General features: G+C 71.1%; 21 protein-coding genes and 3 pseudogenes. 14 read left to right on the top strand and 10 right to left on the bottom strand.

Translation table 11 applies throughout. The features are described from left to right. The first annotated feature begins 167 nt into the window (after positions 1-167). The 3 genes from OG524_RS17870 (at position 168) to OG524_RS17860 (ending at position 2,880) form a co-directional block, all read left to right on the top strand. Positions 168-608, top strand: coding sequence for an SseB family protein (locus OG524_RS17870; RefSeq protein ID WP_307126116.1), 441 nt, complete (start codon positions 168-170; stop codon positions 606-608). 172 nt (positions 609-780) lie between these two features. Next, the gene (locus OG524_RS17865; protein WP_405389837.1) at positions 781-1,737 is read left to right on the top strand and encodes a pirin family protein; all 957 of its coding nucleotides are present in this window, start codon (positions 781-783) and stop codon (positions 1,735-1,737) included. An 87-nt stretch (positions 1,738-1,824) separates the two neighbouring features. After that, positions 1,825-2,880 carry an AI-2E family transporter gene (locus OG524_RS17860; RefSeq protein WP_405811032.1) on the top strand — a complete coding sequence of 352 codons (1,056 nt, stop codon included), beginning with the start codon at positions 1,825-1,827 and terminating at the stop codon, positions 2,878-2,880. Positions 2,881-2,909: 29 nt separating this feature from the next. Here OG524_RS17860 and OG524_RS17855 read toward each other — a convergent pair whose 3' ends face one another. Then, a complete protein-coding gene (locus OG524_RS17855; protein WP_405389839.1) occupies positions 2,910-5,015 on the bottom strand; it encodes a SpoIIE family protein phosphatase in 2,106 nt (701 codons plus the stop codon). Between the two features lie 196 nt (positions 5,016-5,211). On the opposite strand from OG524_RS17855, the gene aspS reads away from it, so the two are divergent. The 3 genes from aspS to OG524_RS17840 all read left to right on the top strand — a co-directional run bounded on the left by aspS (position 5,212) and on the right by OG524_RS17840 (position 9,216). Further along, the gene (aspS, locus tag OG524_RS17850; RefSeq protein ID WP_405389840.1) at positions 5,212-7,029 is read left to right on the top strand and encodes an aspartate--tRNA ligase; all 1,818 of its coding nucleotides are present in this window, start codon (positions 5,212-5,214) and stop codon (positions 7,027-7,029) included. A gap of 144 nt (positions 7,030-7,173) precedes the next feature. Further along, positions 7,174-8,103 (top strand): intradiol ring-cleavage dioxygenase, encoded by a 930-nt coding sequence (locus OG524_RS17845; protein ID WP_405389841.1) that lies wholly within the window; start codon positions 7,174-7,176, stop codon positions 8,101-8,103. 363 nt (positions 8,104-8,466) lie between these two features. After that, positions 8,467-9,216 carry a L,D-transpeptidase family protein gene (locus OG524_RS17840; protein ID WP_405389842.1) on the top strand — a complete coding sequence of 250 codons (750 nt, stop codon included), beginning with the start codon at positions 8,467-8,469 and terminating at the stop codon, positions 9,214-9,216. Positions 9,217-9,314: 98 nt separating this feature from the next. Here the strand turns inward: OG524_RS17840 and metG are convergent, their stop codons facing one another. Continuing rightward, positions 9,315-10,928: a methionine--tRNA ligase gene (gene metG / locus OG524_RS17835; protein WP_405389843.1), complete on the bottom strand. Its 1,614-nt coding sequence runs from the start codon at positions 10,926-10,928 to the stop codon at positions 9,315-9,317. A 147-nt stretch (positions 10,929-11,075) separates the two neighbouring features. Here metG and OG524_RS17830 point away from each other — a divergent pair. Continuing rightward, a pseudogene (locus OG524_RS17830) lies at positions 11,076-11,414 on the top strand (response regulator); the annotation flags it as partial. After that, positions 11,353-11,787, top strand: a pseudogene (locus OG524_RS17825) (sensor histidine kinase); the annotation flags it as partial. The pseudogenes OG524_RS17830 and OG524_RS17825, both read left to right, overlap by 62 nt. On the opposite strand, the gene OG524_RS17820 reads toward OG524_RS17825, so the two are convergent. After that, complete coding sequence (locus tag OG524_RS17820) at positions 11,721-13,334, bottom strand: VWA domain-containing protein (RefSeq protein WP_405811028.1); 1,614 nt, start codon at positions 13,332-13,334, stop codon at positions 11,721-11,723. The pseudogene OG524_RS17825 and the gene OG524_RS17820 overlap by 67 nt on opposite strands. 293 nt (positions 13,335-13,627) lie before the next feature. On the opposite strand from OG524_RS17820, the gene OG524_RS17815 reads away from it, so the two are divergent. Together OG524_RS17815 and OG524_RS17810 are read left to right on the top strand one after the other, a co-directional pair. Continuing rightward, a complete protein-coding gene (locus OG524_RS17815; protein WP_405389845.1) occupies positions 13,628-15,688 on the top strand; it encodes a PhoX family protein in 2,061 nt (686 codons plus the stop codon). Between the two features lie 272 nt (positions 15,689-15,960). Continuing rightward, positions 15,961-16,365: an RNA-binding S4 domain-containing protein gene (locus OG524_RS17810; protein ID WP_405811026.1), complete on the top strand. Its 405-nt coding sequence runs from the start codon at positions 15,961-15,963 to the stop codon at positions 16,363-16,365. Positions 16,366-16,405: 40 nt separating this feature from the next. Here the strand turns inward: OG524_RS17810 and OG524_RS17805 are convergent, their stop codons facing one another. The 3 genes from OG524_RS17805 to OG524_RS17795 all read right to left on the bottom strand — a co-directional run bounded on the left by OG524_RS17805 (position 16,406) and on the right by OG524_RS17795 (position 18,902). Next, on the bottom strand, positions 16,406-16,651 hold the full coding sequence (locus OG524_RS17805; RefSeq protein WP_405811024.1) for a DUF2630 family protein: 246 nt from the start codon (positions 16,649-16,651) through the stop codon (positions 16,406-16,408). A 21-nt stretch (positions 16,652-16,672) separates the two neighbouring features. Beyond that, entirely contained in the window at positions 16,673-17,614 is a 942-nt protein-coding gene (locus OG524_RS17800; RefSeq protein WP_405389847.1) for an NADP-dependent oxidoreductase, read from the bottom strand. Between the two features lie 421 nt (positions 17,615-18,035). Next, entirely contained in the window at positions 18,036-18,902 is an 867-nt protein-coding gene (locus OG524_RS17795) for a hypothetical protein (protein WP_405811022.1), read from the bottom strand. 131 nt (positions 18,903-19,033) lie between these two features. Here OG524_RS17795 and OG524_RS17790 point away from each other — a divergent pair, with 131 nt between their 5' ends. Both OG524_RS17790 and OG524_RS17785 read left to right on the top strand, forming a co-directional pair. After that, on the top strand, positions 19,034-19,447 hold the full coding sequence (locus OG524_RS17790) for a hypothetical protein (protein WP_405389849.1): 414 nt from the start codon (positions 19,034-19,036) through the stop codon (positions 19,445-19,447). An 11-nt stretch (positions 19,448-19,458) separates the two neighbouring features. Beyond that, positions 19,459-19,572: pseudogene (locus OG524_RS17785) on the top strand (daunorubicin/doxorubicin resistance ABC transporter ATP-binding protein DrrA); the annotation flags it as partial. 336 nt (positions 19,573-19,908) lie between these two features. Here the strand turns inward: OG524_RS17785 and OG524_RS17780 are convergent. The 3 genes from OG524_RS17780 to OG524_RS17770 all read right to left on the bottom strand — a co-directional run bounded on the left by OG524_RS17780 (position 19,909) and on the right by OG524_RS17770 (position 22,201). Beyond that, a complete protein-coding gene (locus OG524_RS17780; RefSeq protein WP_405389850.1) occupies positions 19,909-20,331 on the bottom strand; it encodes a universal stress protein in 423 nt (140 codons plus the stop codon). A 110-nt stretch (positions 20,332-20,441) separates the two neighbouring features. Continuing rightward, a complete protein-coding gene (locus OG524_RS17775) occupies positions 20,442-21,101 on the bottom strand; it encodes an FMN reductase (RefSeq protein WP_405389851.1) in 660 nt (219 codons plus the stop codon). 5 nt (positions 21,102-21,106) lie between these two features. Continuing rightward, positions 21,107-22,201: an LLM class flavin-dependent oxidoreductase gene (locus OG524_RS17770; RefSeq protein WP_405811019.1), complete on the bottom strand. Its 1,095-nt coding sequence runs from the start codon at positions 22,199-22,201 to the stop codon at positions 21,107-21,109. 160 nt (positions 22,202-22,361) lie between these two features. On the opposite strand from OG524_RS17770, the gene OG524_RS17765 reads away from it, so the two are divergent. Further along, positions 22,362-22,490 (top strand): DUF6126 family protein, encoded by a 129-nt coding sequence (locus OG524_RS17765; protein WP_405389853.1) that lies wholly within the window; start codon positions 22,362-22,364, stop codon positions 22,488-22,490. 3 nt (positions 22,491-22,493) lie between these two features. Here the strand turns inward: OG524_RS17765 and OG524_RS17760 are convergent, their stop codons facing one another. After that, positions 22,494-22,871: a MerR family transcriptional regulator gene (locus tag OG524_RS17760; RefSeq protein ID WP_405389854.1), complete on the bottom strand. Its 378-nt coding sequence runs from the start codon at positions 22,869-22,871 to the stop codon at positions 22,494-22,496. A gap of 64 nt (positions 22,872-22,935) precedes the next feature. On the opposite strand from OG524_RS17760, the gene OG524_RS17755 reads away from it, so the two are divergent. Beyond that, the gene (locus tag OG524_RS17755) at positions 22,936-24,171 is read left to right on the top strand and encodes an MFS transporter (RefSeq protein ID WP_405389855.1); all 1,236 of its coding nucleotides are present in this window, start codon (positions 22,936-22,938) and stop codon (positions 24,169-24,171) included. The last annotated feature ends 85 nt before the right edge of the window (positions 24,172-24,256 follow it).

Genomic DNA, 24,256 nt, shown 5'->3' with positions numbered 1-24,256 from the left:
GGGAAGGCTCCGTAATCAATAGCAGTGGCGCGCAGCGCGCCGTGGAGGAGTGAGGACCGGGCGACGGGCCGGCGGGGATGTGACAGCTGATTCCTTCCATGATGCTACCCGTCAGTAATAAGACGCAACCCCTCAAGGTGCGGATGTGTCCGATTACTCTTTGCGGCATGTATGGCTACGACCAGAACCCGGGTGCACAGCAGCAGATGGGTGGCGGCTACGGCGAGCAGCCGCTGTATCCCGAACCCTCGCCGCCCTCCCTGGCGGACGCGGTACGGGCCTTCACGACCGGTTCGCTGTCCGCGGAGGACTTCCAGCAGATCTTCGCGACCTCGAAGGTCTACTGCCCGCGCGGCGACAACCCCGGCTTCCTGGCGCTCCACAACACCCAGCAGCCGGTGATCCCCATGTTCACCACGCTCAAGGAGCTCCGTCGGTACGCGGGCAAGGAGTCCAAGTACTTCGTGATCACCGGGGCCGAGGTGATCGACCTGCTGCCGACGGGCTACGGCTTCGTCCTGGACATGGAGGGTGATCACCGCATGGTCTTCGACGCCAAGGCGGTGGAGCAGATGGTCGACTTCGCGATGCGCCGCATGTACGGCTAGAGCCGCCCGCCCGGAGCATGCCGGGCGCTGGATCGGCTGACCGGGAGGGGCTCGTACCGACGAGGTACGGGCCCCTTTCCGGTGCCCGGAGGCGTCGGGGAATGGATGCCGCCTTGCTAGATGTTCACCATTCAACTAAATTGATGGCAGAAGACTTCCGGAGGTGGCTCCCATGCCCGCAGTGACCGTCGAAAACCCGCTGACCCTGCCGAAGGTCGCGGCCCAGGCCGAGGCCGTGGCGCGCCCCGTGCTCACCGTCACGACCGCGCCGAGCGGTTTCGAGGGCGAGGGGTTCCCGGTGCGGCGCGCCTTCGCCGGGATCAACTACCGGCACCTCGACCCGTTCATCATGATGGACCAGATGGGTGAGGTGGAGTACGCCGCCGGAGAGCCCAAGGGCACCCCCTGGCACCCGCACCGCGGCTTCGAGACCGTCACCTACCTCATCGACGGAAGCTTCATCCACCAGGACAGCAACGGTGGCGGCGGCACCATCGAGAACGGCGACACCCAGTGGATGACGGCCGGCAGCGGTCTGCTGCACATCGAGGCCCCGCCGGAGTCCCTCGTCATGTCGGGCGGCCTCTTCCACGGCCTCCAGCTGTGGGTGAACCTGCCCAAGGCCGACAAGATGATGGCCCCGCGCTACCAGGACATCCGCGGCGGCCAGGTCCAGCTCCTGGCCTCCCCGGACGGCGGCGCGCTCCTGCGCGTCATCGCCGGTGACCTGGACGGCCACGAGGGTCCGGGCATCACGCACACCCCGATCACCATGGTCCACGCGACGGTCCGGCCGGGCGCCGAGGTGACCCTTCCGTGGCGCGAGGACTTCAACGGCCTCGCGTACGTCCTGGCCGGACGCGGGACCGTCGGCCAGGAGCGCCGCCCGGTCCGCACGGGGCAGACCGCCGTGTTCGGTACGGGGTCCTCGCTGACCGTCCGCGCCGACGAGGCGCAGGACGGCAACACCCCGGACCTGGAGGTCGTGCTGCTCGGCGGGCGTCCGATCCGTGAGCCGATGGCGCACTACGGGCCGTTCGTGATGAACACCCAGGACGAGCTCAAGCAGGCCTTCGAGGACTTCCAGGCGGGCCGTCTCGGCATGGTGCCGGCGGTCCACGGAATGTGACGGAGCGCGCGACGTACGGGTGACGGTCCGTCACCCGTACGCCCGTGCGGGCGGGCCGCACCCGGCGGCCCGTGATCGGGTGGGAAGGTGCCTACCCGGAAGCCCCTCCTGCCCGACAGTGCGCGGCGGACGGCCGCCTGGTGCGGCGTCCTGCTCCTGGTCGCCGGTGTCGCGGCAGTGGCGATCTGGCTGAGTGTCGCGCTCAAGACGGCGGTCACCCCGGTCCTGCTGGCCCTGCTCGGCACGGCACTGCTGGGGCCGGTCCACCGCTGGCTGATCGCCCACAAGGTGAACAGGTCGCTGGCCGCCGGGCTCACCTGCGTGGCACTGGTCGCGGTGGTCGGCGGCGCCGGGTACATCGTCGTCACGGTGCTCGTCGACACGGGTGCCCAGATCGTCGACTCGCTGAAGGAGGCCGCGCAGTGGGTCCTCGACCACTTCGACATCGCCGGCGTCGCCGACGTGGACGACCTCGCCGACAACGCCAAGACCCTCGTCGAGAAGTTCGGTGCGAGCGCGGCGGGCGGACTGCTCACCGGGATCAGCCTGATCGGCTCACTCTTCACCACCAGTGTCCTGGCGCTGCTGCTGACCTTCTTCTTCCTGCGTGACTCCGACCGCGCCGCGGGCCTGGCCCACAGCCTCGCCCCGCGTGGTACCGGTGCCCTGGTGGAGGCCATGGGGCGCAGGGCCTTCGAGGCCGTCGAGGGCTTCATGCGCGGAACCACGCTCATCGCCCTCATCGATGCCCTGTGCATCACGGTGGGCCTGCTGATCCTGCGGGTGCCCGGCGCGGCGGGGCTGGGGGCACTGGTCTTCGTGGGCGCCTACATCCCGTACCTGGGTGCCTTCCTCTCCGGCGCGGTCGCGGTGCTGGTCGCGCTCGCCGACCGGGGGTTCGTGATCGCGCTCTGGGCGCTCGGAGTGGTGATCGCGGTCCAGGTGCTGGAGGGCCATGTCCTGCAGCCGGCCATCCAGAGCCGCACGGTCCAGATGCACCCCGCCATGATCATGATCGCTCTGACCGCGGGCGCGAGCGTCGCGGGCCTGCTGGGCATGCTGCTCGCGGTGCCGCTGTGCGCGGCGGCGTTCGGCGTGATCGGTGAACTGCGCAAGGGCTACGAGGCTCCTGAACCCTCATGACCGCCTGACCACCGACGACCGCGCGAGCCTCAGGACTCCGGAGGTTCCGTCGATTCGCACAGCTCGAACCAGATCGACTTCCCCTCCCCCCGCGGATTCACCCCCCACGCGTCGGCGAGCATCTCCATCAGGACCAGTCCCCGCCCGCTGGACGCCATCTCGCCGGGGCGCCGCTTGTGCGGGAGCTCGTCGCTGGCGTCGGCCACCTCGACGCGCAGCAGCCGCTCCCCCCGGTCCCCGCTCACCTCGGCGACCAGCAGCGCGTCCCCGTCCGTGTGGACGAGGACGTTCGTCGACATCTCCGAGACCAGCAGCTCCGCCGCGTCGACCTGCTCCTCGTCGGCCCAGTCGTGCAGCAGCTCCCGCAGCTGCTGCCGGCTCGCCGCGACCCGCTCCGGCTCCGCCTGGGCGATGGTCATCGCCGAACGGCGGCCCGGAGGCCGACGGGAGCGCGGAGCCTCGCGGCGCAGGACGAGCACCGCGATGTCGTCCTCGCGGCGGTCCGCGAGCGGCCCGGTCGTGTAGTGGGAGCTGGGGCCGTGCACCGCCTGGACCAGGGTGTCGGCGAGCTTCTCCAGGTCCTCCACGGGCTTCTCCAGGATCGGCCGGAGCCTGTTCCAGCCGGTGGCCATGTCGTGCCCGCCGGTCTCGATGAGCCCGTCCGTGCACAGCATGATCGTTTCGCCGGGTCCGAGGACGACGCGGGTCGTCGGATAGTCGGCGTCCTTCTCGATGCCCAGGGGCAGTCCTCCGGCGGTCTGCCGGATCACCGCGGTGCCGTCGACGCTGATCACCACCGGGTCGGGGTGACCCGCCCGGGCGATGTCCAGGGTGCCGGTGTCCGGGTCGGCCTCCGCGTACAGGCAGGTGGCGAAGCGGGCCGCGCCCGGCCCGTCGCCGCCCTCGGCGAGTCCGTCCGCATGGGTGAGCCCCGACAGGAAGCGCGAGGCCCGGGAGAGCACGGCGTCGGGACGGTGCCCCTCGGCGGCATAGGCCCGCAGGGCGATCCGCAGCTGGCCCATCAGCCCCGCGGCCCGCACGTCGTGCCCCTGGACGTCGCCGATGACGAGGGCGATACGGCCGTTGGGGAGCGGGATCATGTCGTACCAGTCGCCACCGACCTGGAGCCCGCCGCCGGTCGGGACGTACCGGGCGGCCACCGTGAGCCCCGGTACGCCGGGGCCGAGGGACGGCATCATCGCCTTCTGGAGCCCCAGCGACAGCTCGCGCTCCGTCTCGGCGGCCCCGGCGCGGGTCAGGGCCTGCGCCAGCATCCGGGCCACCGTCGTCAGTACGGAGCGCTCGTCCGGCGAGAAGGCCACGCTGTTCCGGAACCCGGCCATCCAGGCCCCCATGGTGCGGCCCGACGAGATCAGCGGGAGGAAGGCCCAGGAGCGCCGCCCGAAGCCGCTGGCGAGCGGCCAGGTGGTGGGGTACCGGGTGCGGTACGCCTCGGGGGAGGGCAGATAGACCGGCTGCCCGGTCCGTACCACCTCTGCGGCCGGGTAGTCGGTGTCCAGCGGCATGTCGGTGAACGGCTTCTCGTCGCCCATGTCCTGCCCGTGGTGCCCGACGATGCTCAGCCGTTCGCCCGCGATGCCGAAGACGGCGAGGCCGTCCGGTGAGAACCCCGGCATGGAGAGCGAACCGGCGACCCGCAGCACCTCCTCGGTGGACCCGGCCTCGGCCAGCGCCCGCCCCGCGTCCAGCAGGAAGGCCTCGCGCGACCGGCGCCAGTCACCCGTGAGCGGGGTATACGCCGCCGAGGCCGCGGAAGGCTCGGCGACATCCTGGAGGGTGCCCACCAGCACGTACTCATGGCGGCCCGGGGACTCGACGGGGACCGGCTTCGACCGGCTGCGCACCGTACGCAGGACCGTGCCGTCCTCGTCCACGACCCGCATTCTGGCCTCGGCCACGGTGCCTTCGGCGATCGCGTAGTTCACGACCCCGTCGATCTCGCTCCAGTCGGCCCGGTGGAAACGGGAGCGCACATCGTGCTCGTGACAGGTCACGGGCTCGGCGGGCAGGCCGATCAGCCGGGCCGCCTCGGCGTCGAACGTGACCAACCCAGTGGAGCTCTCCCACCTCCACAGACCGGTCCCGATCGCAGCCAGGATCTCCTCGGTGCGCATTGCCCCACTTTAGGAAGATGTTCCCCGCCGTCGCCACCGAGAGGCGGCAGCCCGACGACCGTCCGGGCCGGCCCCCGGGGTCCTCCCGGCGGGTCCCGGAGTGCCCCTCGGCAGCAATGTCAACGAAGCGGTGTGCCTACGGGCGGTAGCCTGGGGTGTCAATCCGCCCCGAACCGCGAAGACTGGATGAACGACGATGCATCGGTACAGGTCCCACACCTGCGGCGAGCTCCGCGCCTCTGACGTCGGCACCGACGTCCGGCTGAGCGGCTGGCTGCACAATCGCCGAGACCTGGGCGGCATCCTCTTCATCGATCTGCGTGACCACTACGGTCTGGTGCAGCTCGTCGCCCGCCCCGGCACCCCCGGCAACGACGCCCTGTCGAAGCTGACCAAGGAGACCGTCGTCCGGATCGACGGCAAGGTCTCCGCGCGCGGCGCCGACAACGTCAACCCGGAGCTCCCGACCGGTGACATCGAGATCGAGGTCACCGAGGTCGAGGTACTGGGCGAGGCCGCCCCGCTGCCCTTCACGATCAACGCCGAGGACGGGGTCAACGAGGAGCGGCGCCTGGAGTACCGCTTCCTGGACCTCCGCCGCGAGCGCATGCACCGCAACATCATGCTGCGCTCGTCCGTCATCGCCTCGATCCGCTCCAAGATGGTGGCCCTCGGCTTCAACGAGATGGCGACCCCGATCCTCGCCGCGACGTCCCCCGAGGGCGCCCGCGACTTCGTGGTCCCGTCCCGCCTGAACCCGGGCAAGTTCTACGCCCTCCCGCAGGCGCCGCAGCAGTTCAAGCAGCTGCTGATGATCTCCGGCTTCGACCGCTACTTCCAGATCGCGCCGTGCTTCCGCGACGAGGACGCGCGCGCCGACCGCTCGCCCGGCGAGTTCTACCAGCTCGACGTCGAGATGTCGTTCGTCGAGCAGGAGGACGTCTTCCAGCCGATCGAGAAGCTCATGACCGAGCTCTTCGAGGAGTACGGCAACGGCCGGCCCGTGACCTCGCCGTTCCCGCGCATCCCGTTCCGCGAGTCGATGCTGAAGTACGGCAACGACAAGCCGGACCTGCGTGCCCAGCTGGAGCTCGTCGACATCTCCGACATCTTCGCGGACTCGGAGTTCAAGGCGTTCGCCGGCAAGCACGTCCGCGCCCTTCCGGTGCCGGACACCGCGGGCCAGTCCCGGAAGTTCTTCGACGGCCTCGGCGCGTACGCGGTCGAGCACGGCGCCAAGGGCCTCGCCTGGGTCCGCGTCGGCGAGGACGGGACGCTGGCGGGCCCGATCGCGAAGTTCCTCACCGAGACCGACACCAAGACCCTCACCGAGCGTCTGTCCCTCGTCCCCGGCCACGCCGTCTTCTTCGGCGCGGGCGAGTTCGACGAGGTCTCCAAGATCATGTCCGTCGTCCGCGTGGAGGCCGCCAAGCGCGCCGGCCACTTCGAGGAGGGCGTCTTCCGCTTCTGCTGGATCGTCGACTTCCCGATGTACGAGAAGGACGAGGACACCGGCAAGATCGATTTCTCGCACAACCCGTTCTCCATGCCCCAGGGCGGCATGAAGGACCTTCAGGAGAAGGACCCGCTCGACATCCTGGCGTGGCAGTACGACATCGTCTGCAACGGCATCGAGCTGTCCTCCGGAGCCATCCGTAACCACGAGCCCGAGGTCATGCTGAAGGCCTTCGCGATCGCCGGTTACGAGGCGGAGACCGTCGAAAGGGAGTTCGCGGGCATGCTGCGCGCGTTCCGCCTCGGCGCCCCGCCGCACGGTGGCATCGCCCCGGGCGTCGACCGCATCGTGATGCTGCTGGCCGACGAGCCCAACATCCGGGAGACCATCGCCTTCCCGCTCAACGGCAACGCCCAGGACCTGATGATGGGCGCCCCGAGCGAGCTGGACGAGACCCGCCTGCGTGAGCTGAACATCCAGCTCCGCAAGCCCGTCGCGGCGGCGAAGGAGAAGGCCGAGTCCAAGGACTCGGTCGCGCGGGACACCGGAGCGAAGTAGTCGCTCCCGGTTCCGCTTCGGTTCCACGTGAAACAGTCCCCGGCCGCCCGGCCGGGGACTGTTTCGTACGCCCACCGGATATGCACAGGAACGCACAGCTCGCACCCACGTCGCTGCCAGCTGGGCTGCCTAGCCTCACCTCTCATGACAGAGAATCAGGGACCCGCGCACAAGAAGGATCTGACCCGCCGACGCGTCATCCTCGCGAGTGGTGCGGCCGTCGCCGCGGCAGGCATCGGTGCCGGGGTGGTCGCCACTGCCTCGGCCGGTGAGGAGAAGAGCACCGGCGGCAAGAAGGCCGGTCAGGGCGAGGCGTGCTACCGGCTGACCTCGGAGACCACCGAGGGCCCGTACTACATCGACGCCGACAAGATCCGGAAGGACATCACCGAGGACAAGGAGGGCATCCCGATGACCCTCCGCCTCAAGGTGATCGACTCCGACACCTGCAAGCCGCTGAAGCGGGCCGCCGTCGACATCTGGCACTGCGACGCGCTGGGGATCTACTCCGGTTACGAGAGCATGAGCCAGGGCGGCCCCGGCGGCGGTACCCCGCCGAGCGGTGCCCCCACGGACATGCCGACCGACGCGCCCACCGGCACCCCGACCGGGACACCCCCGTCCGGCGGACCGGGCGGAGGCGGCGGCGGGCACAGCGAGCCCACCGACGACGAGCGGTACCTCCGGGGCACACAGCTCACGGACAAGCACGGGTACGTGGAGTTCACGACGATCTTCCCCGGCTGGTACCAGGGCCGTGCCGTGCACATCCACACCAAGGTGCATGTCGGCGGGAAGATGACCGACGCCGGGTACGAGGGCGGGCACACCTGCCACACCGGCCAGTTCTTCTTCGCCGAGTCCGCGGTCCTCGACTCCGCGAGGACAGCGCCGTACTCGACCAGCACCACCACCCGTACGACGCTCACCGAGGACACCATCTACGACCAGAGCGGTGTCACCGGCGGGCTGCTCAAGCTCACCTACGGCAAGGGCCGCATGGCGCGCGGTGTGGCCGGCTCGATCACGATGGGCGTCGACCCGGACGAGACCAACGACGGCACCAGCCTCTAGCGACCCGCCCGGCCCGGGTGCCCCCGGCACGTACCCCCTCCGGGCCGCGAGGACCAGGTGCGCCACTGAACGTCGCCCGCACGTAGGCACGGCGACCTCCTCCGCCCTGCACGGCCGCGCGGCAACGATCCCGCTGCCCGGTCCGGCTGATCCGAAGGCCGGGCCGGGCAGCGGGCGAAGGGCCCGGAACCCCCACGGTTCCGGGCCCTTCGCCCTGTGCACGGACAGCCGTACGGACGTCCGCGGCACGGGTGCGGGGCCCGGGTACAGCCGGATGGCCCCCGGTTCCGATTCGACGCCGCGGGGCCCGGCAATGACTGGCACCGAAGGAGACCGACCGCCCGTCACCGAGGAGTTCCGCCCGTGTCCCTCCCGCGCCGCCCCCACGTCCTTCTCGTCGTCCTGTTCCTGCTGGTCATCGGCTGCTCCGCCGGCGCGGTGCAGCCCTCCGCACCCCGTGGCGCCGCCGGTCCCGAGTCCTCGGCCGCGGCGTCGCCCTCCCCGGAGCCCGTACGCCCCCGGGAGATTCCCGGGCTGGGCCCGCTCGTCCGGGCGGAGATCCCGGACACCGTCCGGCAGGCCGTCGTGGTGACCGGTGAGGGTCCCGACGCCAACCTCTCCACGGCCGTCCTCTACACCCGCGACGACCCCGCACTCGGCTGGAGACCGGAGGCAGGCCCCTGGCCCGCCCACAACGGCATGGAGGGCTGGACGGACCACCACGTGGCGGGCGACCTCCGGTCACCCGTCGGCATCTTCGGTCTCACCGACGCGGGCGGCCGGCTGCCGGACCCCGGAGCGCTGCTCCCGTACGACGAACAGTCGCGCTTCGCGGTGAGCGGCGAGGGCTTCTTCGGGGAGCCGCTGGAAGGGTCTTTCGACCACGTCGTCGCCATCAACTACAACCGGACCCCGGGCACGACCCCGCTGGACCGCACCCGGCCGCTCGGCGAGGAGAGGGGCGGCGGCATCTGGATCCACGTGGACCACGGCGGTCCGACCCAGGGCTGCGTCTCGCTCCCGGAGGAGCGGATGAGGGAGCTCCTGCGCCGACTGGACCCGGTGAAGTACCCGGTGATCGTGATGGGGGACGCCGCGGCGCTGGGCCGGTGAGCACCGTACGCACGGGAGCCCGGGACCGATGACCGGTCCCGGGCTCCCCGCTGTGTACTCGGGCTCCCCGCTGTGTACGGAAGGCGGCGTGCGCGGGGCTACGCGGGCTTCTCCTCCAGGCGCGGGAACAGCACCGCGCCCTTCGTCACCGTCGCGCCCACGGGCAGCTGACCCCAGTTGCCCGCGTCCTGCACCGGCTGGTCGGCCAGGGCACCCAGGGACGCCTCGGCGCCCAGGGAGTCCCACAGCTTCTGCGAGGTGTCCGGCATCACGGAGTTCAGCAGGACCGCGACACCGCGCAGCGAGTCGGCCGCCGTGTACAGGATGGTCGCGAGCCGGGCCTGGCCCTCGGGCGACTCGTCCTTGGCGACCTTCCACGGTTCCTGCTCCGTGATGTAGCCGTTGACCTGCTTCACGAAGTCGAAGATCGCCAGGATGCCGCCCTGGAAGTCCAGCTCCTCGCCGATCTTCCGGTCCGCCGTGGCGACGGCCTGCGCGAGGCCCTCCTGGACCGCCCGCTCGGCGTCACCGGCGGCCGTGGCCTCCGGGAGCGCCCCGCCGAAGTACTTGCCGACCATGGCCGCGACCCGCGAGGCGAGGTTGCCGTAGTCGTTGGCGAGCTCCGAGGTGTAGCGGGCGCTGAAGTCCTCCCACGAGAACGAGCCGTCGCTGCCGTACGCGATGGCCCGCAGGAAGTACCAGCGGTACGCGTCCACGCCGAAGTGCGAGGTCAGGTCCTGCGGCTTGATGCCCGTCAGGTTCGACTTGGACATCTTCTCGCCGCCGACCATCAGCCAGCCGTTGGCGACGACCTTGCCGGGGAGCGGCAGGCCCTGCGCCATCAGCATCGCCGGCCAGATGACCGAGTGGAAGCGCAGGATGTCCTTGCCGATCAGGTGCACGTCCGCCGGGAAGGTGCCGTCGAACTTCTCCTGGTTGGCGCCGTAGCCGACCGCCGTCGCGTAGTTGAGCAGCGCGTCGATCCACACGTAGATCACGTGCTTCGGGTCCCACGGCACCGGAACGCCCCAGTCGAACGTGGAGCGCGAGATCGACAGGTCCTGCAGACCCTGCTTGACGAAGTTCACGATCTCGTTGCGCGCCGACTCGGGCTGGATGAAGCCCGGGTTGGCCGCGTAGAACTCCATGAGCTTCGGGCCGTACTCGCTCAGCTTGAAGAAGTAGTTCTCCTCCTTGAGGAGTTCCACCGGCTTCTTGTGGATCGGGCAGAGCTTCGTGCCGTCCTCGGCCTCGATCAGGTCGCCGGGGAGCTTGTACTCCTCGCAGCCCACGCAGTACGGGCCTTCGTACCCGCCCTTGTAGATCTGGTCCTTGTCGTACAGGTCCTGCACGAACTCCTGCACACGGTCGGTGTGCCGCTTCTCCGTCGTACGGATGAAGTCGTCGTTCGCGATGTTCAGGTGCTCCCAGAGGGGCTTCCAGGCCTCCTCGACGAGCTTGTCGCACCAGGCCTGGGGCGTGACGTCGTTCGCCTCGGCCGTGCGCATGATCTTCTGACCGTGCTCGTCCGTGCCGGTGAGGTACCACACCTTCTCGCCGCGCTGACGGTGCCAGCGGGTGAGCACGTCGCCTGCGACGGTCGTATAGGCGTGCCCCAGGTGAGGAGCGTCGTTGACGTAGTAAATGGGGGTCGATACGTAGAAACTCTTCACGCCGTCGCCCCCTTGCTTCTCGGATCCAGTGGCCGCCATGGTCGAAATCCTAACGGTCCGTGGGAGTTCCACTCACATCGTTAAAAGCGGCCCGGTGCTCGGAGAGCTTTGCGAAACATCCCTTCCCGCACCAAAGGCGCATCCTGGGAGGAGTGGGCACGCGTGCACGAGGCAGGAGGGAACACGATGCGGGTACGGGTCGCCGAGGACGAGGAGATCCTGGCCGAGCTGGTGGCGACCGGGCTGCGGCGGGCCGGTTTCGCCGTCGACACCGTGTACAGCGGGGACGCGGCACTCGCCTACCTGGGCCTGCACGACTACGACGTGGTCGTCCTGGACCGCGACCTGCCCCGGGTGCACGGCGACGACGTGGCCCGCAGACTCGTGTCCTCCGGCTCCCGGACCAGGATCCTGATGCTCACCGCCTCCGGGACGATGGAGGACCGGGTGGAGGGGCTGGACCTCGCGCCCGGAGATCACGGTCGAGGCCGAGCCCTGCGCCGTACGCGGGAACCGGCAGCTCCTCGCGCAGCTGGTGGGGAACCTGCTGTCCAACGCGGTGCGGTACAACGTGCCCGGCGGCCGTGTGCGGGTGTCGCTCGCGCCGGACGGCGTCCTCGTCGTGCGGAACACCGGTCCTGTGGTGGCCGAGGCGGACATCGCGGAGTTCTTCCAGCCGTTCCGGCGCGGTGAGGGGCGGGACCGGATGGGCCAGGGCCCGGGACTCGGCCTGTCGATCGTGCGGTCCGTCGCCGTGGCTCACGGCGGTACGGTCACGGCGGTACCCGGCCCCGAGGGCGGGCTCGCCGTGACCGTACGGCTGCCGGTGGATCAGTCCCCGGCGACGACTCCGCGGGCGGCGGCCCAGGCGGGCAGTCCGGCGAGCACCTCCTGGTAGAACGCCGCGTCGGGCACCTCGCGCGGGGCGGGGCCGGCGTGGAAGAACCCGGCGTTCTCGACGTCCAGCCTGCGCAGGAAGTCGAAGCCCTTCGCGTCCTCGTCGCCGAACGCCACGAACTGGAAGAACAGCGGCAGCCGTGCCGCGTCCGCCAGGGCCTGCTTGGCCGCCACCTTGGCGTCCGGCGCGCCGTCCGTCTGGAAGATCACGAGCGCCGGGCCCGAGGCCTCGGACTTCTCGTAGTGCGCGACGATCTCCTCGACGGCCCGGTGGTAGTTGGTGCGTCCCAGCCGGCCGAGTCCCGCGTGCAGCTCGTCGATCCGGCCTTCGTGGGCGGTGAGGTCGATCGCCCCGGTGCCGTCGATGTCGGTCGAGAAGAAGACGACGGGCACGGTGGCGTTCGCGTCCAGGTGCGCGGCGAGCGCCAGGGTGCGGTCGCCGAGGTGCTGGGCGCTGCCGTCCTTGTAGAACGGCCGCATGGACCCGGACCGGTCGAGCACCAGATACACGGTGGCCCGCAGCCCGGTCAGCCCGTGCGCCTTGAGCCCGGCCTGCGCCGCCTTGTAGGGGGCGACGAGCTCGGGCGCGGCGGCCTTGACCCGGGCGAGGGTGGTGGCGGGCTTGCCGACGGGGGCGGTGGCCTCCACGACCGGTGCCGCCTCCGGCTCGGCGGCGGGGGTCTCGACGACGGCCTCGGCGGCGGGAATGACGGGCTCTGCCTCCGTGGCCGGTTCGGTGGCGACGGGTTCCACCACGGCCTCCGGCTCGGCGGCGACCGGTGCGGCTTCCGCGACAGGTGCAGCCTCCGATTCCGTTGCCGGAACAACTTCGGCGACGGGCTCGGGGGCTGCCTCGGCAGCGGGCTCCCCGGCGACGGCCTCGGGCTGGGTGGCGACCTCCGGCGTGGTCTCCGCGGCCTTCGGCGCCTCGGTCTCGGGGGCGGTGTCCGGCTCGGGAACCGTCTCCTCGGCCGCTGCCGTCTCGACGGGCTCGGCAGCGGTCTCCGCGACCACGGGGGCGGCCGCCTCGGCGGCGGGCTCCTCCGCGGCAGCCTCGGCAGAGGGCTTCGCCTCCGGTTCCGCCTCCGTGACGGGCTCGACGGCCGCAACCGGCTCGGCGGGTGCCTGCTCCGGCTCCGGGTCGATGTCGATCGTGATCGGTGACGCGGCGGTCGGCTCGGCCGCGGCGTCCGCCGCCTCCTTGGCCCGCTTCGCGTCCGGATCCGACCCCTGGGCCGGAACCGTCGGCGTGGGTGCGGAGATTGAGGTGGACGCAGATGTGGCGGCCGCCTTGTCGAAGGCAGCCGCCACCAGGTCCGATGCCGGTCCGTCCTCACGTCCGGCGGTGGTGGCCGTGGCGGACCGGGCCGAAGAGGAGGAGGCCGGGGCCGGTACCGAGGCCTTCGCGGGCTCGGCCGCCGAAGTGGTGGTCTCCGGCTCCGGCTCCGTGGGCTGGGTGCGCTCGGCCTGGGGCGGGACGGTGGCCGTAGTCGGCTCGTCCTGCTCCGTCCGGCCGAACACCTTGCGCAGCAAGCTCCGAATGCCCATGGGCGAGGCCTTTCGCATGAGTTGGGTGCGATAAATGTCCGTACTGCGGGAATTGATCCCTGGCCAGGGCGGATACGTAAGGTTAGCGGCCGGATCCGGCCGTTCGGCGGTGCGGCCCGCCCCTGTGTCAACCGAGCTCCAACCGAGTTCCATCCGAGTCCCGCGCGAGCGCCCGAACGGGGCCGAGGGGGCAGCGGTGTCCGGGACTTCACCCCCTGTTCACCGGCAGTCCGACGGGTCGCGTGAATGCGCACCTACCGTCACGCAGGACACACAGACGGAGGGACGACAACGTGCGCAACCTGCTGCCGCTCATCAGCTCGCACCCGGGCGGGCGCTCTGCGCTGACCTGCCGCTACCGCTGCGGAGATGCCTGCTTCCACGAGGTACCGAACACCAGCGACAACGAGTACGCCGGCGACATCATCGCCGGTGCCCTGTCACGCCGGTCGATGATGCGCGCCGCCGCGGTGGTCACGGTCGCCGCCGCAGCCGGTACCGCGGCTCTCACCGGCCCCGGCACCTCGCAGGCCGAGGCCGCGCCGCTCGCCGGTCACCCCGGCAGGAAGCCGAAGCCCACCCTTTCGGGCGCACGCGGTCTGCGCTTCACGCCTGTGGCGCCGAACAAGGACGACAAGGTCACCGTGCCCGACGGGTACGGCCAGAACGTCGTGATCCGCTGGGGCGAACCGATTCTGCGCGGTGCTCCCGCCTTCGACGCGGACAGGCAGTCCGCGAAGGCGCAGGCGGGCCAGTTCGGTTACAACAACGACTTCCTCTCCCTGCTCCCGCTGCGTGGTGAGCGCGGCCGGCAGGTGCTGGTCGCCAACCACGAGTACACGGACGAGATCCTGATGTTCCGTGGCTACGATCCGGCCAATCCGACCCGTGAGCAGGTCGAGATCGCCTGGGCCGCGCACGGACTCTCCGTGGTCGTGGTCCAGGAGGAGAACCGCACCGGCAAGCTCGGCCCGGTCAACCGCCACCCGCTGAACCGACGCCTCACCGCCACCAGCGAGTTCCGGGTCACCGGCCCGGCCGCGGGCAGCCCTCTGCTCCGTACCTCCGCCGACCGCACCGGCCGCAAGGTGCTCGGCACCCTGAACAACTGCGCGGGCGGCACGACCCCGTGGGGTACCACGCTGCACGGCGAGGAGAACTTCAACCAGTACTTCGCGAACGGTTCCAGCGACACCGACAAGCGCTACGGCATCGGAACGGCCGCCACGGAGCGCAAGTGGGAGCGTTTCGACAAGCGTTTCGACCTGGCCCAGGAGCCCAACGAGGCGCACCGCTTCGGCTGGGTCGTCGAGCTCGACCCGTACGACCCCGAGTCCACGCCCCGTAAGCGCACCGCGCTGGGCCGCTTCAAGCACGAGGCGGCGCAGCCCCGGCTGACCGCCGACGGGCGCCCGGTCGTCTACATGGGCGACGACGAGCGGTTCGACTACCTGTACAAGTTCGTCTCCAGCAAGCAGATGAAGAAGGGCGACTCGCGGGCCGCCCGCGAGCACAACCTCACGCTGCTGGACGAGGGCACGCTGTACGTCGCCAAGCTGACCGGCGACTCTCCGGCCGAGGAGTTCGACGGCTCGGGCAAGCTCCCCTCCGACGGTGAGTTCGACGGCAGCGGCGTCTGGATCCCGCTCGCCACGGGCACCACCTCGCACGTGCCCGGCATGACCGCCGAGGAGGTGTATGTCTTCACGCGCGTCGCCGGTGACAAGGTCGGCGCCACGAAGATGGACCGCCCCGAGGACGTCGAGCCGTCGCCGCGCACCGGCCGCGTCTACGTCGCCCTCACCAACAACACCGACCGCGGCAAGGCGGGCAAGCCCGGCGCCGACGAGGCCAACCCGCGTAACGCCAACAAGCACGGGCAGATCCTGGAGCTCGCGGAGAACTGGGACGACGCGGCGGGCGACGGTTTCGCCTGGCGGCTGTTCCTCGTCGCGGGGGACCCGAACGACCCGGCGACGTACTTCGCCGGATTCCCCAAGGAGAAGGTCAGCCCCATCTCCTGCCCGGACAACGTGGCCTTCGACGACCACGGCAACCTGTGGATCTCCACGGACGGCGCCCAGCTCGGCTCGCACGACGGTCTGTTCGGAGTCGCGACGCAGGGCGAACGGCGTGGTGAGCTCAAGCAGTTCCTGACCGTGCCGTCCGGTGCCGAGACCTGCGGCCCGGTGATCCAGGACCGCCGGGTCCTGGTGGCCGTCCAGCACCCCGGTGAGATCGACGGCGCGTCCGTCGAGAAGCCGGCGAGCACCTGGCCGGACGGACCCGGCAAGATCGTCCGTCCGTCCGTCGTCGCCGTCTGGCGCAAGGACGGCAGCGACATCGGCGTCTGATCCGGACCCCGGACCCCCGGACCCCCCGGACCCCCCGGATCCCCGGATCCCCGGACCCCCCGGACCCCCCGGACCCCCCGGATCCCCGGACCCCCGGATCCCTGATGTCCCGGTCGCCCGGAGACATCTGACCTCGGGCCCGCACCCTTCGGTGCGGGCCCGACGTGTGCCGCCCGCCGGGGCCGTCCACCGGGCCGTCCACCGCGGAAGGCCCGGGGACGAGCGTGGAAGTCGTACCCGTCCGGGCGCCTCACCGGACTAGAGTCGGGTGCATGGTTTCCGGAGAGGCGCCGCAGGCGGAGGGAAGCGTCCGGGTCGATGTCTGGATCTGGTCGGTCCGGCTGACCAAGACCCGGTCACAGGCGGCTGCCGCCTGCCGGGCAGGACATGTGCGGGTCAACGGCGAGCGGGCCAAGCCGGCTCAGGCCCTGCGCACCGGCGACGAGGTGCGGCTCAGGCACGAGAGCCGGGACCGGATCGTGGTCGTCTCGAAGATCGTGAAGAAGCGCGTCGGGCCGCCGGTCGCCGTGGAGTGCTTCGTCGACAACAGCCCGCCCCCGCCGCCCCGCGAGGCCGCGATCCAGGTTCCGGTCCGTGACCGCGGCACCGGCCGCCCGACCAAGCGGGACCGCCGCGAGATGGAACGGCTCCAGAGCAAGGGCCCGGACCTCCCCTGAGGCGACCCTCTCCTGGGGCGACCCGGCCGGCGTGGGTCCCTCAGCCCTGGTAGCCCTCCACCTCGTCGGCGGGCCGGACCTTCGCCGACGCCGGGTCGACGCCGAATTCGCTGAGCGCGCGCCGCTGCCGCAGCAGGTCCCAGCACTGGTCGAGCTGGACCTCCACCTCCCGGAGCCGGGACCGCTCCTCGGTGGAGAGGCCCAGGTCCGCGGTCGAGCGGGCGCGCAGGGCGCGCTCCTCGGAGACCAGCCCGTCGATGTTCTCGAAGATGTCCTGCTCACCCATGGCGTTCCCCTGTTCCCGGTCTCAGATGACGAAGACGGTCTTGCCGCGCGCCCCGCCCGCACGGTTCTGGGCGAGTGCCTGCGGGGCCTTCTCCAGCGGGAGCTCGGTGTCCACGGGCACGCTGAGCTCTCCTCGCGCGGCCCCCGCCGCCAGCGCGTCCAGCAGTTCGCCGGTCGGTGCGAGGCGGAAGTCGACCCAGGCGACACCGGCCGGGGCGGCGACCCCGCGGGTGGTGACGGCGACACCCCCGTCCCGCACCAGGGCGGTGTGCGCGGCGAATTCGGCGGGGTCGGTGGAGACCAGGTCGACGAGCGCGTCCACGCCCTCCGGATACAGGCCCGCCACTGCCGATTCCAGTGCGCCCGGGTCGGAGGTCGTGTCCACGGTGACCGCGGCGCCGAGCGCCCCCATCCGCCGTTTCTCGTCACCCCGCACCGCCGCGACGACCCCGACGGAGCGGGCCGCCGCGAGCTGGGTCAGGAAGCTTCCGACCCCGCCCGCCGCACCGATGACGAGCAGGCTCCGGCCGCCACGGACCGCCGTGCTCCCCAGGATCTGTGCCGCGGTCGCCCCCGCGGACGGGAGCGCCGCCGCGGTTCTGAGCGGCAGATCGCGGGGGACCAGGGCGATCGGGGAGTCCTGCGACACGCACACGTATTCGCTGTAGGCGCCGCAGCGTCCCACCGGTGGTGCCGTCACCCGGCCGAACACGGGGTCGCCGACCCGGAAGCGGTTGTCGCCGCTGCCGATCATGTCCACCCGGCCCGCGAAGTCGGTTCCGACGATCAGCGGGAAGGTGTGCGGGGCAGCGCCGTCCAGGGCGCCGTCCGCGGTCTGCCAGTCGAGCGGGTTGAGGGAGGCGTACTCGACCTTCACCCGTACCTCGCCCGCGGCCGGATCGGGTTTCGGCACCTCGACGAGACAGGGCTCCGCACAGAACACGCTGACAGCGATGGCTCGCATACGGCAGGCCTCTCAGTCGCCCCCTGCTCTCACGCATCCCACTGTCGCCCGGCCCACGCGCCCGCGCATGTCGGGCTCACGCTCCGTGCAGGGCCGGCGAGACGGGCAGCGCGCCCGTACGCCACCGGCCCAGACCCGCGAGCAGGAGGGCAGCCGCACCGGGGACGAGGAGCCAGGGCATGAAGACGAGGGCCTGCGGGAGGGGGTGGGGCCGTCGGCGTCCAGGGCGCGGAAGCCGAGGACGGACGTGACGCCAGCAGGAGCGCGGCGCCCCACCGTGCCGCCCCGCGCGGCCGGACACCGGCTGCTCCCCCGGGTGTCGCCGTGCTGCTGGTCACCGGCACGGGCCGATCCCGTCCTCCAGCCGACAGCCGACAGCCGACAGCCGATCGCTTACCGACTACCGCTTACCGACTACCGACTACCGCCCCAAGGTCCTCCGTGCCGTCAGGATCCGTCCCGCGATCCCGCCGATCAGCAGGATCGCCCCCACCAGGAGCACGATCCACACCGTCGTCCGCAGCGAGGCGGTCAGTGCGTCGTACACCGCCGCGGCACCGTCCCGGTCGCTGCCCGACACCCGGTCCAGCACCCGCGAGCGGCCCACCGCGACCAGGACCCGCAGCACGACCGCGCCGAGCACGAACCCGCCCCCGGCCGCGGCGGCGGCCCCCAGGCCGGCCCTCGCACCGCCCCGTACGAGCGCGAGGCCCAGCACCAGGACGAGGAGCACCACCGTGCCGACGGCCGGCCAGACGCTGCAGTACCGCAGCCACCGGAAGGAGCCCCGCAGCTCCTCCGCGCGATCGGCGGTGAGCACGGTGATCGACGTGTCCCGGACCGGGATCAGGTCGGCGAACGGCACACCGTCGCTGATCAAGTCCTGCTTCGCCTCCTCGATCACCGGTGTCAGATCGATGGTCACGGGCTGTCCGCCGTCGTCGTGCAGCGCGTCGGTCACGGCCTCGTGCGCCGTCCGGTTCGCGGAGTCCCAGGCCCGCTGGAAGCCCTCGGTGGTGGTGAACGACCGCGCCGCCTCGTGCACGAACTGCGCGACGGTCCCCTGGAGCGGGCCGACGTCGATGTTCTTCATCGCCTCAACGGTGATCACCGAGGCGACGGTGTCCTGCACGTCGGGGTCGGAGGCCAGCGGCGAGACGGCCGCGAGATAACGGTCGGTGTCGTCGAGCTCCAGGTCGACCCAGGCGGAGAGCGCGCTCACCGGGACCAGCACGGTGAGCAGCACGATCAGTACCGCCGGGACAGCCGCTGAGAGAGAGGTCCGCACAGCCCCAGACAATCCCGTACGGCGGGGCGGCGCCCCGGGCCGTACGCCATTCGAGTTGCCGGGCGGCGCGGCCGGGTGTGCTCTGGAGGAAACGGACCGATGGACGGGGGCGAGGGAAGGAGCTGTCCGACATGGCCACACACGCGACGATGCCGGTGCGCCGGCGGAGCGGCCGGACCCGCACGCCGGCACGGCAGGGACACAGCACGACGGCGTGGGCGCTGCCTGTCGCACTGGGTGTGATCCTCGGCTTCTGGGCCTTCTTCATCAATCGGGACGGTGGCGCGACCACCGGCGGGCAGATCTGGCTAGGCGTCCTCTCCGGGGTGGCCTTCGCCGCCCTCTGCTTCCTGCTGGGCCGGACGCAACGCGCCCTGCCGCGCGAACTGCGGGCGGCGGCGTACGGCGCGCTGGCCGGGGGCGCGGTCGGCTACCTGCACAGCCTGAACGGCAGCAGCGTGCTGATGTCGAGCGTGATCGGCCTGGTGGTCGGTGCGGGGATGCTCGTCTCCGCGTTCTACGTCTTCTACACGCACGAGGACTGAGCGCGCCTCCCATGAGCACCGGACTTGCCGTGGAGACCACGGAGTTGGTGAAGGTCTTCGGCGACAACCGTGCGGTGGACGGCGTCGACCCCGCCGTGCCGACCGGCACCGTCCACGGGGTCCTCGCGGCGCTCAAGGGCCTGCCGGAGGACGTGTGCCCCTGCCCCCACCGGGGCTATCTCCTCAAGGGCCGGCTGAAGATGCGGCACGCGGATTCGGAGTCGTACGAGGTCTGCGAGGAGGGGCAGGCCTTCTGCTGGGCGCCCGGCCCCGTCCCCGAGGCGTTGGAGGACTGCGAGTACGTCGACTTCTCGCCCACGAAGGAGTTCGGCCGGGTGGCCGACCACGTCACCGCCCAGGGCTGACCACTTCCGGCACGGCAACGGCGGGCCACCGTGGAAGTGGCCCGCCGTTCGTCGGAAGCGGCCCGCCGTTCGTCCCGTCCGGGAAGCGGGGGTGGGTCAGTCGCGGACGACGGTGACCGGGCACGAGGCGTGCTGGGCGACGTGCAGGCTGACGGAGCCGAGCAGGGTCGCCTTGAAGCCGCTGTAGCCGCGGGCGCCGACGACCAGCAGATTCGCGCCCTTCGCCCGCTCCAGCAGGGACTGCGCCGGATTGCCGATCACCACGATCTTGTCCACCGCCGCCGCGCCCTCGGCGCCGAGGGACTCCTCCAGCGCCTCGTTGAGCGCGACCGTCGCCACGGCCTGCGGGTCGAAGTCCTCCGGCATGCCCGGCATCATGGACGCCCAGCTGGTCGCGGGGTACTCCCAGCTGTTGACCGCCTCGACCGTGTCACCGGTCAGCTCGGCCTGGCGCACGGCCCAGCGCAGCGCCTTGATCGACGCGTCCGAGCCGTCCACGCCCACGACGATCCTGCCCATGTCTGCCTCCGTCTGTTCGGTTCACGTACGGCCTGCATCTCATGATGCGTCTATCCGTGACAACTCTAGTCAAACCGGTCGTATGGGGCTCGGGGGCCCGTACGTTCCGGTCAGTTCACCCGCAGGTCGGCGAGCTGCTGGGCGAACGGCACGACCGCGTCCTCGCCGTCGTCGAGCGTGAGCGCGCGGGTCGCCCCGGAGACGGTCCGCCCCGTGACGGCGGAGGCGAGCTCGCCGCCCGCGCGCCGGATCCGGGACGGGAGCCCCTCGGTGTACTCGTCGCCGGACGAACCCCAGTCCTCCGACGCCGCGTACACGGAGGTCGGCAGGACGACCGCCCTCAGGTAGGCGAAGAGCGGACGCATGGCGTGCTCCAGGACCAGCGAGTGCCGGGGGGTGCCGCCGGTCGCCGCGATGACGACGGGCTTGCCGGTCAGGGCGGTGTTGTCGACCAGGTCGAAGAACGACTTGAACAGTCCGCTGTACGAGGCCGTGAAGACGGGCGACACGGCGATCAGCCCGTCCGCCCCGGTCACGGCGTCGATCGCTTCCTTCAGGGCGGCCGGCGGAAATCCGGTGACCAGGTGGTTCGCGATGTCGACGGCCAGGTCACGCAGCTCGACGACCCGCACATCGACCTGGCGGTCCTGGTCGGCGGTCAGCCGCTCGCGGGTGGCCTCGGCGAGCCGGTCGGCCAGCAGCCGGGTGGACGAGGGGCTGCTGAGCCCGGCCGCGACGGCCACGATCTTCAGGGGGGTGGTGGCGAACACGGTCCTCAGACCTCCTTCGGGTCGGCTGCGGCACGGGCGGCGGTGACCGCGGGGTGGACGGGGGCGTCCGGCACACCGGCCGGGCGCAGGTTGGCGAACTCCTTGCGCAGCACGGGGACGACCTCCTCGCCGAGGATGTCGAGCTGCTCCAGGACCGTCTTGAGGGGCAGTCCCGCGTGGTCCATCAGGAAGAGCTGGCGCTGGTAGTCGCCGACGGCGTCCCGGAAGGACAGGGTCCGCTCGATGACCTCCTGCGGGGAGCCGACGGTCAGCGGGGTCTCCCGGGTGAAGTCCTCCAGGGAGGGGCCGTGACCGTAGACCGGGGCGTTGTCGAAGTACGGGCGGAACTCCCGTACCGCGTCCTGGGAGTTCTTCCGCATGAACACCTGGCCGCCGAGGCCGACGATGGCCTGCTCGGCCGTGCCGTGGCCGTAGTGGGCGTAGCGGCGGCGGTAGAGCGCGACCATCTTCCGGGTGTGCTCCATGGGCCAGAAGATGTTGTTGTGGAAGAAGCCGTCGCCGTAGTACGCGGCCTGCTCGGCGATCTCGGGGGAGCGGATGGAGCCGTGCCACACGAACGGCGGGATGCCGTCCAGCGGGCGCGGGGTCGCGGTGAAGGACTGCAGCGGTGTGCGGAACTTCCCCTCCCAGTCCACGACGTCCTCGCGCCACAGCTTGTGCAGCAGGGCGTAGTTCTCGATCGCGAGCGGGATGCCCTCACGGATGTCCTTGCCGAACCACGGGTAGACGGGCCCGGTGTTGCCGCGGCCCATCATCAGGTCGACGCGGCCGTCCGCGAGGTGCTGCAGCGTGGCGTAGTCCTCGGCGATCTTCACCGGGTCGTTGGTGGTGATCAGGGTGGTGGACGTGGAGAGGATCAGCTTCTCGGTGCGGGCGGCGATGTAGCCGAGCGTGGTCGTCGGCGACGACGGGACGAACGGCGGGTTGTGGTGCTCGCCGGTCGCGAAGACGTCCAGGCCCACTTCCTCGGCCTTGAGCGCGATCGCGAGCGTCGCCTTGATCCGCTCGTTCTCGCTCGGCGTCGTACCGGTCGTGGGGTCGGTCGTGACGTCCCCGACCGTGAAGATCCCGAACTGCATGGCGCCCGCCTCCTGAAATGGAAATGGTTGAACGTTGAACTATGTGAACACACCCTACAACGGGAGACCCCCGCCCCCTATTCCCGGGGGTGCGGAGCCGTGGCCGCGTACTCTGGGGGTGGAGCCCGGCGTGGGCTGCGGGGCGAGAGGGACGGGGCGCATGGCCGAGAGTGAGCGCTGGAAGGAACGCGGCGTCGCCCTGCGCGTCTTCGTCTACGTCTTCGCGACGCACCTCTTCGCCGGTTTCGTCATGCTGCTGTTCTACGTGGGCGGCCACGCGGACAAGTAGGGCTCAGGTCGCCGCCGGGGCCCTGTCCCGCCGGACCTCCTCCAGGTACTCCGCCACCGCGTCCCGGTTGCGCTCCAGGCAGCGGATGCGGTCCGTCATGCGGTTCAGCTCCCGCTCCAGGGTTCCGAGCATCTCGGGGGTCGCGTCGGGGAAGTGGATCGCCCGGGGTTTGTTCAGGCAGGGCAGGATCTGCTTGATGATCCGGGTCGGCAGACCGGCGTCCAGCAGTCCGCGGATCTGCAGCACGCGGTCCACGGAGGCCTCGTCGTAATAGCGGTAGCCGTTCGCGGACCGCTGCGACACGATCAGCCGCTGCTCCTCGTAGTACCGCAACAGCCGGCGGGACGTGGCCGTGCGGTCCGACAGCTCCCCGATCAGCATGTGACCCACCTCACTTCGTCGTCGGTTGACCTTCACATCAATGTGAGGCTTTGAGCATGCAGCCATGCCCAGCACAGAGCTGCCCCTCAACCAGCCGGCCGACACCTCCCGTACGCGACCGGCCGACCCGGCGCCCCGCAAACTCCCCATGGCGGCGCTGCTCGCCCTGGCCACCGCCGTGTTCGTCACCAGCCTCACCGAGACCCTGCCCGCGGGACTCCTCCCCGCCATGAGCGCGGACCTGGGCGTCAGCCGGTCGGCCACCGGCCAGACCGTCACCGTCTACGCCCTGGGCACGGTCCTGACGGCCGTCCCGCTCTCCGCGGCCACCGCGGGCTGGAACCGCAAGCGCCTCCTGCTGACAGCCATGACCGGCTTCGCCGTCGCCAACACCGTCACCGCGCTGTCCGTGAACTACCCCCTGACCATGGCCGCCCGCTTCCTCGCCGGGGTCGCCGCCGGGCTCGCCTGGGCGCTGCTCGCCGGATACGCCCGCCGGCTGGCACCCGCCCACCTCCAGGGCCGGGCCATCGCCGTCGCCATGGCGGGCATCCCGCTCGCCCTGGCCCTGGGGGTGCCGGCCGGAACCTTCCTCGGCAAGGCCGTCGGCTGGCAGACCGCGTTCCTGTCGATGACCGTCCTCACGGTCCTCCTGCTGGCGTGGATCGCGGTGAAGGTGCCGGGACAGCCCGGCACCGGGAAGGGCGGCGCCCGTACCCCCCTGCGTCACGCCCTGAGCGTCCCGGGAGTCACTCCCGTGCTGGTGGTCACCCTGGTCTTCGTCCTGGCCCACACGATCCTCTACACGTACATCGCCGCGTTCCTCGAACACGCGGGGATGGGCGGGTCCGTCGACCTCGTGCTGCTGGTCTTCGGCGCGGCCTCGCTCGTCAGCATCTGGGTGGTGGGCCTGCTCATCAGCCACAGGCTGCGCGCCCTCATGATCGCCGGCACCCTGCTGGTCGCGGTGGCCGCGGCGCTCCTCGCCGTGCTGTCCGACAGGCCCCTGTTCGTCCACGCGGCCGTGCTGCTGTGGGGGCTGGGCTGGGGCGGCGTACCGACGCTCCTGCAGACCGCGGCCGGGGAGGCGGGCGGTGGGTCGGCCGACGCGGCGCAGGCCATGCTCGTCACCCTGTGGAACGTCGCCATGGCCGCGGGCGGAGTGGCCGGCGGGGTCCTCCTGGACCTGCTGGGCACCGGATCCTTCCCCTGGAGCGTGCTGGTCCTGCTGGCGCCCGTCCTGGCCGTGGTGGTCTCGGCCCGCACCCACGGCTTTCCCGCGCACCCCCGAAATCCCTGACCCGACGACCCGTGCCTTGTACACTCACACCATGACCTCCGTACTGTGCCGGAACTGGTGGCGCTCCTCCTAGGAGCGGCCACCT

Source organism: Streptomyces sp. NBC_01520 (assembly GCF_045040375.1).
GTDB lineage: Bacteria > Actinomycetota > Actinomycetes > Streptomycetales > Streptomycetaceae > Streptomyces.
The sequence above is the reverse complement of the archived record's forward strand: the minus strand, read 5'-3'. Positions and strand labels throughout refer to the sequence as shown.